8 protein-coding genes are annotated in these 12,679 nt (G+C 36.7%); 5 read left to right on the plus strand and 3 right to left on the minus strand.

Annotation, left to right across the window (positions count from 1 at the left end):
• The first annotated feature begins 282 nt into the window (after nucleotides 1-282).
• The gene (locus ABXH06_RS10240) at nucleotides 283-2,298 is read left to right on the plus strand and encodes an ATP-binding protein (RefSeq protein WP_353518147.1); all 2,016 of its coding nucleotides are present in this window, start codon (nucleotides 283-285) and stop codon (nucleotides 2,296-2,298) included.
• Nucleotides 2,299-2,328: 30 nt separating this feature from the next.
• Here ABXH06_RS10240 and ABXH06_RS10245 read toward each other — a convergent pair whose 3' ends face one another.
• On the minus strand, nucleotides 2,329-3,198 hold the full coding sequence (locus ABXH06_RS10245; RefSeq protein WP_353518148.1) for a LysR family transcriptional regulator: 870 nt from the start codon (nucleotides 3,196-3,198) through the stop codon (nucleotides 2,329-2,331).
• A gap of 226 nt (nucleotides 3,199-3,424) precedes the next feature.
• On the opposite strand from ABXH06_RS10245, the gene ABXH06_RS10250 reads away from it, so the two are divergent.
• Complete coding sequence (locus ABXH06_RS10250; protein ID WP_353518149.1) at nucleotides 3,425-3,838, plus strand: rhodanese-like domain-containing protein; 414 nt, start codon at nucleotides 3,425-3,427, stop codon at nucleotides 3,836-3,838.
• 149 nt (nucleotides 3,839-3,987) lie between these two features.
• On the opposite strand, the gene ABXH06_RS10255 is transcribed toward ABXH06_RS10250, so the two are convergent.
• Nucleotides 3,988-6,420: a CHASE domain-containing protein gene (locus ABXH06_RS10255; protein WP_353518150.1), complete on the minus strand. Its 2,433-nt coding sequence runs from the start codon at nucleotides 6,418-6,420 to the stop codon at nucleotides 3,988-3,990.
• A 604-nt stretch (nucleotides 6,421-7,024) separates the two neighbouring features.
• Between ABXH06_RS10255 and ABXH06_RS10260 the strand changes: the two genes are divergently transcribed.
• Genes ABXH06_RS10260 through ABXH06_RS10270 form a run of 3 tightly spaced genes read left to right on the plus strand, consistent with a single transcriptional unit; the run spans nucleotide 7,025 to nucleotide 11,323 of the window.
• Nucleotides 7,025-8,821 (plus strand): assimilatory sulfite reductase (NADPH) flavoprotein subunit, encoded by a 1,797-nt coding sequence (locus ABXH06_RS10260; RefSeq protein WP_353518151.1) that lies wholly within the window; start codon nucleotides 7,025-7,027, stop codon nucleotides 8,819-8,821.
• Nucleotides 8,821-10,554, plus strand: a complete 1,734-nt coding sequence (cysI, locus tag ABXH06_RS10265; protein ID WP_311581213.1) for an assimilatory sulfite reductase (NADPH) hemoprotein subunit — start codon at nucleotides 8,821-8,823, stop codon at nucleotides 10,552-10,554. The genes ABXH06_RS10260 and cysI overlap by 1 nt, the downstream gene beginning before the upstream one ends.
• Nucleotides 10,547-11,323 carry a phosphoadenylyl-sulfate reductase gene (locus ABXH06_RS10270; RefSeq protein WP_353518152.1) on the plus strand — a complete coding sequence of 259 codons (777 nt, stop codon included), beginning with the start codon at nucleotides 10,547-10,549 and terminating at the stop codon, nucleotides 11,321-11,323. Before cysI ends, ABXH06_RS10270 begins: the two co-directional genes overlap by 8 nt.
• Nucleotides 11,324-11,389: 66 nt before the next feature.
• On the opposite strand, the gene ABXH06_RS10275 is transcribed toward ABXH06_RS10270, so the two are convergent.
• On the minus strand, nucleotides 11,390-12,130 hold the full coding sequence (locus ABXH06_RS10275; RefSeq protein WP_353518153.1) for a hypothetical protein: 741 nt from the start codon (nucleotides 12,128-12,130) through the stop codon (nucleotides 11,390-11,392).
• Nucleotides 12,131-12,679: the final 549 nt, after the last annotated feature.

Genomic DNA, 12,679 nt, shown 5'->3' on the forward strand with positions numbered 1-12,679 from the left:
TTACATCTCTCGAAAGTAAGTAAAGTTTAATTGATTAAAATCCGACGGTTATGAACAAGTTTTACTCTCTCTGGTGAGCTAGTACATAACATACAAGGTAGCTTTCTAGTGAAATGATCTGTCAATCTGAATTACTATGTTAGCGGTTTTAGGGGTAGCAGTGGCTGCCCCTTTTTTTATGCAAAAATAACGAAAGCTTTTGATTGCATAGTATTTCTGAAATGGCATCGTATATAAACTCTGCTACTATAATATTACATTTGTATAATTAAATTGCGATAGATGGATTTTCAGCAACAGCAAAACAGAAACTTGATATTGCAGATGAAGCATGTCATTTGGACTGCTCAATTCACGCTTTTTCTACTTACATTTACTCGAATTTACTTCGCCGATTTTACCACCGTATTTATTTTAGTTTCTGTCATTGTTTTTCTACAGCTTTTAACTATTTTACTCAAACAAGAGAAACTAGAATTAGCGGCAAATTTATTTTGTTTATTATTGTTTTGTGTTGCTATAGGTTTTATGTGGACTTTTGAGGGAGCGAGAGACGAAGTAGTCTTTGTAATTCCCTCAATAATAGCCTTTTCACTAGTGGCGGGTTCTCTAAAAGTAACCCTATTCTTAGTGTTCGCTTTGAGTAGCAGTATACTTGCTTTAGGGTATTTAACTGATCTAGGTTTTCGTAATCAAACGGACTCTTCAAATAGCTTTCAATCGTCTTTGTTAATTTTAATTTTAATGTTTTTTAGCTTATTTATTTATTGGATGCTATTCACGTATTTAATGGGGGCGCATAAAAAAATAAAACATGCATTGCATACCCAGTCAGCTATTTTAAACAATTTAGGTGATTCGTTGCTGATAACTGATGCCACCGGAAAAATTTTACAAGTTTCACCAAATAGTCATGCCTTACTTGGTGTTGAAGAAGGAAAGTTAGTCGGCAAAAATATTAATAGTTTTATTCCGCAAGTTAATTTCGCCTATCAAAGCCTAAGCAATGATAATGATCAAGATGCTAAGCACCAACAATTTAGAGCGAATACAGCTGATGGTAGTCAAATAGACATTCAACTGGTGTTAACAAAAACAGAAATTGAAAACGACGTTACTTACATTGCTTTAGTTAGTGATCTCTCTGAAAGTTTACATTTTCAACATGAATTAACTTTAGCGAAAGAAGCTGCTGATAAAGCAAACCAAGCGAAGAGTAATTTTTTGGCTAATATGAGCCATGAAATCAGAACACCGATGAATGGCGTGATGGGAGCTTTACAATTACTCGCAAAAGAAAATGTATCAGAGAATGCAAAAGATCTCATTAATACAGCACGACAATCTTCTTCATCGTTAATTACTATTATCAATGATATTTTAGACTTTTCTAAAATCGAAGCTGACAAGCTCGCGATAGAAATTATTCCTTTTAATTTAACTCAAATTATTGAATTTTTACTGAATGAAACGAAGGCACTTGCTCAAAATAAAGGTAATAATATTACTTTTACCACTGCTGAGCATTACCAAGAAGGTTGGCAAGGTGATCCTATTCGTATAAAACAAATCATTCTTAATTTGTTATCGAACAGTCTTAAATTTACTGAGCAAGGCCAGATAACTATCTTTTTATCAACCTCTGAGCACGGTGATGTAATGATCGAGGTAAAAGATACCGGTATTGGTATGTCACCTGAAACCCTTGAAAATATTTTTACTCGTTTTCAACAGGCAGATAATTCAACAACAAGAAAGTACGGTGGCACAGGATTAGGAATTTCGATTACTCAATCGTTAATAAAACTAATGCATGGAAGCATTGAGGTTGAAAGTGAATTAAATAAAGGTACATCGATTACCGTGACTTTGCCTTTAAAGCCAAGTCACCTAAATAATATGAATTCAAATGTTGAAGAAGTGGTTACCCCAGATTTATCGGGTATAAATATTTTGTTAGCTGAAGATAACCGAATCAATCAAAAAATATTTGAGAAAATAATGGTAGATACTAATGCTAACATTCACATAGTATCAAATGGTATTGAAGCGGTAGCCAAAGTCTCAGAGCAATCGTTCGAGCTTATTTTTATGGATATTCAGATGCCGGAAATGGATGGTAGAGAAGCGTGTAATCTTATCAAGAAAAAATATCCGGCTATCCCTATTATCGCGTTAACTGCTAATGTAACCGTTGATGATGTCAAACAATATGCTATCGATGGTTTTGAAGGGCATATTGGTAAACCAATTCATTTAAATGAACTTTTTCGTGTGATTAATCAATACGTCTTTTAACGAATGGCCGTGATTGGAATATTATGTTGTTTATATGGATATCCCCCACAAAATATTCATTTCTTGCCTGATCGCTTTAACGACCGGGTTATTTAATCGAGTCGTTAAAACCACAAAGGATAAAGGTATTTGAAAATTCAATTGAGGAACGATTTGAATATTACCAGCTGACTGCTCTGGTTGAGCGAGTGATAACTCTAGAAAACTTAACCCTAAACCACTTTTGACCAATTCTAGGCGCGATTGATCATGATCACTGTTAACTTGCGCATGAATATTAGTACCTAGCTTGCGCTTTAGTTCTTTATCGAACGGACAATATTGCGCCATAGTAATCCAAGGTGAACTTGCCAGGTTATTGGTATCATTTAATTGCTTTTGATCAAAATTTATCGGCGCGATAGTGGTGATCTCCACTTTCTTTATCGCTATTGCGGTGAAATCTTCAGGAACTTCGCCATATATATAGCCGCCATCTAGCTGTGCTGATTGAATATCTTTAATTATTTTTCCGGTTGAGCTTTGATTCAGTTGTAGGGTTATTCCTGGGCAATTTTCTATCAGGTTATTCACTAATGTTGTGCATCGTAGCGCTTGAATATTTTGATTGAGTCCTAATTGAAAGTGGCCAATAAGATCATCCTGATTATCCGCCGCTAAATTGACCATATCAATTGCAGAATCTAAGGTTTTTTGTGCTTTAACCAATAATAGCTGACCTTTTTCAGTCAAGGTCATTCCTTTTGATGTTCGTATAAATAACGTGGTATCGAGCTCTTGTTCTAACGTTTTGATATGAGCACTAATTGCTGGCGGAGTACTACATAACCTTTTCGCGGCTTGGGTTAAATTTTTTGTTTCGGCAACCACAACAAACGATCGTAAATGATAAAACTCCACAGGTATCCTTTAATTATCGAAGATATAAATCGTAATGAATGAAATATAAGCCATTCGATGACTAACTTGAATTCATATTTTATGAAGGAGGTGTTCAGTAATGATGAATTACATTTTTAACAAAGTATTTTTATAGTGATACTCACTTAACCACAACACTTAACCACAACACTTTATTGTATAACTCAAACATAATAACGGTATATTTCTTTATAGGAGATGAAAAATGTCAAACGAACTGCTATATCCATCGGCACATGCAGAGCAAGCATTTCAATATTTTACGACCAAGTTAGGGTGTGAAACTGACTGCTCAGATGTTTATGCCGAGATAAAAACAGGAAATCATCCTTTTGTCTTATTGGATGTACGCTCCAAAGAAGCGTATGACAAAAGTCATGCGATAAAAGCGGTTAATTTTCCCCATAATAAACTTAATGCTGAGTCTTTGGCGAATTATGCTAAAGATACTCAATTTGTGGTTTATTGCTGGGGGCCAGGTTGTAATGGCGCCACGAAAGCAGCAATGAAACTAGCAGCACTCGGCTTTGCAGTAAAAGAAATGATCGGTGGTATTCACTATTGGGAAGATTTTGAACGCTATCCTGTTGTTAGGCAACAAATATCAGCCCAAACTTAAGCTATCAATGAAATAGACTTAAATGGTTAATGAATAATGATTTTTACCAAATGATTGAGCAGAGAATTAACGTCTTTAAGTGTGAGTCGTATTCTTTGGTGACAACAGTAGAACCAATTCATTTAGGTTAGAGAGTCAAATAATGCTAATTAGTGCTTATTAAGTTCATTAATAAGCTCTTCTTTTTCTAACGGTTTAGATAAATAACCGTCAAAGTAATCACTATACAAATCCCGTTCACTTTTAATCGCATTGGCTGTTAAGGCAATAATTACCTGATTCGGTAATTCAGACTTTATTTTTCTACAAGCGGTTAAACCATCCATAACAGGCATTTGAATATCCATAAAAATAAGTGCGGGTGTATGCTTTCTGCACGCTTCTATTCCCTCGACACCATTGTTCGCGATGATAATGTTAGCTTTGGTAGCTTTCATCATGGTTGAAATAACCAGTTGATTTATTTTATTGTCTTCAACAATGAGAATTGTTTTCCCCGTTAAATCAGGAAATTCTGTAATGGGAGCAAGGCCTTTTATTTCAGTTTCAGTTTCAACCTCTAATGGTAACGAAACTTCAATGGTGGTTCCTTGGTTTATTTCACTCGTTACGCTTATGGCTCCTTTCATTAATTGAACTAAGCTTTGTGTTATCGCAAGGCCTAAGCCTGTTCCTCCGAATTTTCGGGTAGTTGAGGTATCTGCCTGCTCGAAACGTGAAAATAAACGTTTTATATGATCTTTTTCAATACCAATTCCCGTATCTTTGACAGTAAAAACAATACCTTTGTCAGGGACATTCTTTACGACTAGCTCAATACTGCCTTGCTCGGTAAATTTGATGCTATTTGAAATAAGGTTGATGAGAATCTGGCGAATGCGTACTACATCTCCACGCCAATGATTTTGCTTGGTTTGATTGTGACATGTAAATGCTACGTTTTTACTTTCAACTAGTAGAGATAATTCTGAATTTAATTGCTCAACTAAAATAGGCAAACTGAACGTTTCATATTCCAATGAAAGTTTACCTGCTTCAATTTTAGAGAAATCTAAAATATCATTAATAATGGTAATTAATGATTTTGTCGAGTTATATGCCGTGTTGATTAATTCACGGGCACTAACATCTAACTCTTTTTCTTTTAACAGTTGTATTGTTCCATAAACACCATTTAAAGGGGTTCTTAACTCATGGCTCATATTGGCAAGAAATTCAGACTTTGCCTGTGATGCTTGCTCGGCGCTGGTAATTGCATTTTCTAACGCGTGCTCATGTTTTAACGTATCAGTAAGATCGTAAGCAATACCTAAATAACCTAACGTTTCTCCTTTTAACCCTATTAATGCTGTAACGGATAATTGTACCTGTATGTGTTTGCCAAATTTATTAATATAAGTCCATTGATTGATATCTAAACCTTCTCGTTCGGCTTTAATAACAAATACTTGGAAGCCAGGCGAGATATTCTCTCCTAATTCTTTAGAAAGTTGCTGAGCTTTTGCCACCACTTCTGACTCTAAATGAAAAAGTGCTGGCGTTTGTTTGTGAATAAGTTCTTCTGCACGGTAATCTAAAAGTTTTTCTGCCGCTGGATTGAATACTTGAATTATTCCTTCAGCATCAGTAGCAATGACCGAGTAGGGGGCGCTGGCAAGAATACTATCATTGAGTATTCTTGCATGTTCAAGTTCATGACTCTTTTTTATGACTTCAGAGGACAGTTCTGTGTTAGTTTTGCTAAGTTTTTCTTCTTGGGCTTTTGCAAGATCAATCTGATGTTGAGCTTGTTGTGCTTTTCTTAATAGCGTTAAATGCAACAAAAAGTATAAAAGCAGTACAACAAACGTAAAAAGTAAACCGTTCATCATTCCTAAATATTGATTAGGTAGATTTAAAGATTGTAAAAATTTTTCTGTAGCAAACAGTTTTATTCGCCATGTTCGGCCATAAACATTGACTGATTGGTAAGTGAAATGTTTGCTGATCTTTTCTACTTTATGATTCTCAAAAAATGCTGTGTCGAATTGGCCATCGGTGATCGAAAGTTTATCTTGTCCAACTTGTGAAACCGTCTCAAGAATTTCGCCTATTAATAATGGGGCATACGTCCAACCATACACAGTGTCAACAATTTCATTTACACTCTTCGGTCGTCTTTCACTAAAGTACAAAGGTTGTAATAATAAAAAGCCATGTTCAGTTTTCCCCGATTCCTGAACTAAAGTAATCGGTGCTGTTAACATAGTCTTATCATGTAATGCGGCATTTTCAGCGGTAGATCTTCGGTTAAACTCTGATCCTATATCTAGACCAATCGCCTGATCATTAATATTTTCTGGAAAAATATATTGAATGACAAAGCGGGTTCTAACATGTTGAGACAGTGATCTTATCGCGAAATTTTTATCAGGGCGATCTTGCGCAGCAAGCTGGATAAATGTTGCTTCATTTTGAGCGGCAACCGGTTTGATAAGTCCAAAGCCTCTCGCACCTTTGTATCGGACAGAATATTGCTGAGCCTGACTAAATGACTCAATAGCTTGGTGATTTACATGGTCGAGATCATTTGAAGCTATCACTGAATTTAAACTTGCGATACCTAATGCATAATGGTTAAGTCGCTCAACAATGCCATTTGCAATAAAGTTTATCCGTATGGTTAATGCTTGATCTATTTGCTTTTGAATACTGTTAGTGTGTGATTGCTGTTGTTTAAAAGCTATAAAGGTTCCTATTACTATAATAAGTAAGGAAATAAAGTAATGTTGGCCGCGAAGGCTAGATTTAAAACCTTTCAGAATAACACCTTGTTATACATAAGCATTCTATCCATGAAACGAATAGCAGTTAATAAGATAATTAGTGCCTATACTAGTATACATCTATGATTATATCAAAGGTATTAAAGCACCTCATGTTAAACGGGCATTTCTCCAATAAACAATAAGTTAAAGTGAAGATGAACTTGGAATTAATACGGATTAAATCATAGAATTGACAGTATGAAAAAGAAGCTTACGAGCAAGATGTTTTCATTTCCCTGTTATTTTGTCTCTGACAGGTAATCAGTCACTCTTAAAATCAATATTCATTTTTGGAATAAAAAAGCCTCTTTTATTCTTTTTGCTTTTCATTAACTGCGTCTATCATTACCGCATATATTGAAATGGGCGAGTTGACGAAATGTTGTCAGAACAGCAAAATTTAAATCAAACCATGTTAAACGAAGAACAATTAAGTTCTCTAAAAGAAGTGATTGGAACATATTCACCACTTCAACTTGCTTGGGCGAGTGGCTATTTAGCGGCTAAAAGTGAAGGCTCTTCAGTGGCTACTTTGCCTAGTGCTATTGGGACTAAAGCATCTTCAACATTAACTATTTTATACGGTTCTCAAACGGGTAATGCTAAAGGTGTTGCTAAGTCGTTAGCGGATCAAGCAACGGCTCAAGGTTTGACTGTTGATTTGAAAAGCATGGGTGAGTTTAAACCGAAAAGCATTAAAAATGTTACCCACTTATTAATTGTTGCTAGTACTAATGGTGAAGGTGAAGCGCCTGATGATGCGATAGCTTTTCATGAATTTTTATCGTCTAAAAAAGCCCCTAAATTAGAAAGCTTACAATATAGTGTGCTTGCATTAGGTGATACTAGCTATGAGTTTTTCTGTCAAACAGGTAAAGATTTTGATGAATACTTAGCTAAGCTTGGCGCTAAACAAATTGCTCCGCGTGTTGATTGTGATGTGGATTATGAAGATGCCGCTGCAGCTTGGTCTCAAGAAATTCTTTCTAAAACGAAAGAATTATTAGGTGAAGCTGATGTGACGTCAAATGTGGTGGTTATGCCAACATCTGGCTCTACCAGCCAATATACAAAACAAAACCCTTACGAAGCAGAATTAAGCGTAAGTCAAAAAATTACTGGTCGTGACTCTGCTAAAGATGTGCGACATATCGAAATTGATCTTGGCGAGTCAGGTATTACCTATCAAGCTGGTGATGCATTAGGGGTATGGTTTGAAAATGATGTTGAATTAGTAAATGAATTAATTTCGGCACTGGACTTTTCTGCAAACGATGAAGTGACAGTTGGTGATGAAAAATATTCTTTATTAGATGCGTTAACATCAAAACTTGAAATAACACAAACTTCTGTAAACTTCGTAAATTTCTGGGCAGAACAATCGCAGAGCCAAACGTTACTTACGCTTGTTCAAGACAAAAATACTGTGCGTGAATATGCTGCTAATCATCAAGTGGTCGATGTTATTAAAGCGGCTCCCGCAAAAGTTGATGTACAAATATTTGTTGATGCATTACGTAAAATCACGCCGCGTTTATATTCGATCGCTTCAAGCCAAGCTGAAATGGAAGAAGAAGTACATTTAACGGTTGGCCTAGTGGAATATGACAAAGATGGTCAAATTCGAGCGGGTGGTGCATCAAGCTTTTTAGGCAAGCGCCTTGAAGAAGGTGGCACCGTTAAAGTGTTTGTTGAGCATAATGATAATTTTAGATTACCAAGTGACGGTAACACACCGGTGATCATGATTGGTCCGGGAACAGGTATCGCTCCTTTTAGAGCTTTTTTGCAAGAAAGAGAAGCTAACGATGCTGAAGGTGATAACTGGTTGTTTTTTGGCGATCAAACTTTTACACAAGATTTTTTATACCAAGTTGAATGGCAAGGTTATGTTAAATCGGGGTTATTAACCAAAATAGATTTAGCTTTCTCTCGTGATCAAGCAAATAAAATATATGTGCAAGACCGACTTCGAGAAAACGCCTCGGAAGTTTTCGCTTGGTTAGAGCGTGGCGCACATTTATATATTTGCGGTGATATGAATCGGATGGCAAAAGATGTTGAAATCGCCCTAACCGATATTATTTCTGAGCAAGGCCAATTAACAGCAGAGCAAGCTCAACAATACTTAAAAGATTTACGAAACGCGAAGCGTTTTCAGAAGGATGTATATTAATGACTGATGTAACGAAAGAACATGGCCCATTAGTTGTTGAAGGTAAACTTGCCGATAATGAGCGTTTGAAAAGTGAAAGTAACTTTTTACGTGGCGGAATTGAGCAAGATTTATCAGATCATCTAACCGGTGGTTTTAACGGTGATAATTTTCAGTTAATTCGTTTCCATGGCATGTATCAACAAGATGACCGTGATATTCGCGCAGAACGTAACAAACAAAAGTTAGAGCCATTACATAATGTAATGCTACGTGCTCGTATGCCCGGCGGTATTATTAAACCTGAGCAATGGTTAGCAATTGATAAATTTGCGCAGGAAAACACGACTTACGGCAGTATTCGTTTAACGACACGTCAAACATTTCAGTTTCATGGGGTATTAAAGCCGAATATTAAATTAATGCATCAAACATTAAACAGTATCGGTATTGATTCAATTGCCACAGCTGGTGATGTGAACCGTAACGTGCTTTGTACGACTAACCCAGTAGAGTCAGAATTACATCAAGAAGCTTATGAATGGGCAACTAAAATTAGTGAACATTTATTACCAAAAACTCGTGCTTATGCTGAAATTTGGTTAGATGGTGAAAAACTTGAAGGTCCATTAGGCGAACAAACACAAGAGCCAATTTTAGGCAGTAATTATCTTCCTCGTAAATTTAAAACGACGGTTGTTATTCCGCCTAATAACGATGTGGATGTGCATGCAAATGATTTAAATTTTGTTGCGATCGCACAAGACGGCAAGCTTGTAGGTTTTAACGTGTTAGTCGGTGGTGGTTTAGCGATGACACATGGCGATAAGTCGACTTATCCACGTCGTGCTGATGATTTTGGTTTTGTACCATTAGCCAATACTTTAGATGTTGCGGCAGCCGTTGTTACCACGCAACGTGATTGGGGTAATCGTGTTAATCGTAAAAATGCGAAAACTAAATATACGCTAGATCGTGTAGGCTCTGATGTCTTTAAAGCGGAAGTTGAAAAACGTGCTGGGATTATCTTTGAAGAAAGCCGTCCTTACAAGTTTACTAGTCGTGGCGATAACATTGGTTGGGTAGAAGGTTTTGAAGGTAAACATCACTTAGCCTTATTTATCGAAAATGGTCGTTTACTTGATTATCCAGGTAAACCACTTAAAACCGGTGTTGCTGAATTAGCGAAAGTGCATAAAGGCGACTTTCGTATGACAGCTAATCAAAACCTAATTGTTGCTGGTGTTGCTGAAGAAGACAAAGCGCAAATTGAACAAATTGCTCGTGCTCATGGTTTAATGGACCAAGACGTTTCGAAACAACGTAAAGATTCAATGGCCTGTGTTGCTTTTCCAACATGTCCGTTAGCAATGGCGGAAGCCGAACGATACTTACCGGGTTTAGTAACAGATGTAGAAAGTATTTTAGCAAAGCATAATGTGGCTGATGAAAGTATCATTTTGCGTGTTACCGGCTGCCCTAATGGTTGTGGACGTGCAATGTTGGCTGAAATTGGGCTCGTAGGAAAAGGGCCAGGTAAATATAATATGCATTTAGGGGGTAACCTAATCGGTACCCGTGTGCCTAAAATGTACAAAGAAAACCTTGGCGAACAAGATATTTTGAATGAGATTGATAGCCTTGTTGCTCGTTGGGTAAATGAACGAGAAGCAAACGAAGCATTTGGTGATTTTGTGATTCGTGTAGGCATTATCGCTGAAGTTAAAGTCAGTAAACGGGATTTCCATGACTAAGCATATTGAGACAAATGCGAAAATTACTTCGCTTAAGTCACCGATTAACAGCCGTTTTCCTGCTTCTTTACCTGAGCCTTGGTTGAATCAGTGGAACGAGCTATTAGAAAAACAGAATGCAACGCAACGAGTTGAATGGGCGATGGAAAACTTACCTTCTAAGTTCGTTCTATCTTCAAGTTTTGGTATTCAATCGGCGGTCATGCTACATATGTTAACGCAGGTTGATAGTAATATTCCGGTATTGCTTACAGATACTGGTCATTTGTTTCCTGAAACGTATCAATTTATTGAGCAGCTTACGGATCGTTTAAAGTTAAACCTTCATGTTTATAGTGCAAAAGAAAGTGCGGCATGGCAAATGGCGAAGTATGGTGAGGAATGGGCAAAAGACGAAGCGTCTTTAAAGTCATACAATCGTCGTAATAAAGTTGAACCATTAGAACGCGGTTTGAATGAATTACAAGCGGGCTCTTGGTTTTCAGGTGTGCGTCGTCAGCAGTCAGATCACCGAGAAGGATTCCCGGTCGTAAGTATTCTAAGAGGGCGATTTAAAGTACACCCCATTATTGACTGGGATAATCGTGATGTGCATCAATATTTGACGAAACACGGTTTGCCTTATCATCCGCTTTGGGATCAAGGTTATGTTTCTGTGGGTGACACTCATAGTACTCGACCTTTGACATTAGGTATGGAAGAAAGCGAAACTCGTTTTTCAGGAATGTCTAGAGAGTGTGGTTTGCACACAGATGGCGATGGTATTTAATTACAGTCACGATAAACTAAAAAAACCAGCAAATTTGCTGGTTTTTTATTGAAACAGATCTGGATACTATTGATTCTGTGCTAATTCTTCAGCTTTTGCACCACCAGCAATCGCGGCGTTAATTGCAGCTTGCTCATCCAACCCCGCTTGTATCGCAGTATTAACGATTGTACTTGTATGTTTTTCATCGCTTGAGTTGACGGCATGAGTCACAATAGCTTCGCTGTCAGTTGGAAAAAGAGCGATAGTATCTTTTACGAACATACTGACTTTTTCCGGCACAGCTTTAATTGCACCGAGTAAAACTGACAAAATTTGATCAGGAAAACTCGTTGCAGCATTGGTAACAACCGCTTGTGAAACTACTGGCTCAGTTAAAATAGCAATTCGAACAAAATCCTCAAGATCAGCAGGACTATTTAAAGCGGCAGCGCTGACTATTTCTTGGGCGTAAGCTGGCTCGGCTTCTACAGCGATAGATACAATTTCACTGGCATTAGCAACTTTGGCATTTAGCACAATTTCGATAACTTCACAGGCTAGCACAGGCTCAGCTTCCATAGCACCTAACATAATAGCTTTATATTGTGATGGATATTCATCAAGTGCTACTTGTAAAACAATATCTACTTGTTCAGGATAATTAGTTAAAATAGAGCTAATACTATTTTTTAATGATATTTGTTGCTTAACTTGTTGATTTAATAAATTAGCGATTAAACGTTCTTGTTTATCTTCAGCAAAATCCTTTGCAAAAACACCAGCACTAAAACTACAAATTAACCATAAAACAATTAATTTGTTCATTGTTACTTCTCTACATCTTTCTAAATAAGCAAACATTGCCTAATTCAAACAGATATTTTTATTATTGGAAAATCAATATAGTTGAAAAAGCATTGTATATCTCCTGATCATTTGTACAGAAAATAGCAACGCTAACAACGCTAATTAACTATTAGTACAAATACCTAGCATAAAGTTCAATTTTTAATCGAACAAACAAAAGATCGAAAAAAAGACTTGCAGGTTTGAGATAATTCCCTAAAATGCGCTCCACTTCTTCAGGGAGACCTAAGAAGCGAGTTTTAAGTGGTTTGGTTATCTATATTGATAGTCAAACCTTGAACATAACGTTTAAAAACATTTTTGAGAAAATCAGAAAAAACTTTAAATAAAATGTTGACATTAAATCTCAGGTGCGTAGAATGCGCATCTCGCTTAAGGCAAGGCCTGCAGCGATGAAGTTAAACGAATGTGATTTGACTTCTGACTTCTTTTTAAGAAGTTGTTCTTTAACAATTAGTTATCATGCAATTTGTGTGGGCACTCACGTTACATTGATTTTACACAGTC

It is taken from the genome of Thalassotalea sp. SU-HH00458 (assembly GCF_040362795.1).
Lineage (GTDB): Bacteria > Pseudomonadota > Gammaproteobacteria > Enterobacterales > Alteromonadaceae > Thalassotalea_H > Thalassotalea_H castellviae.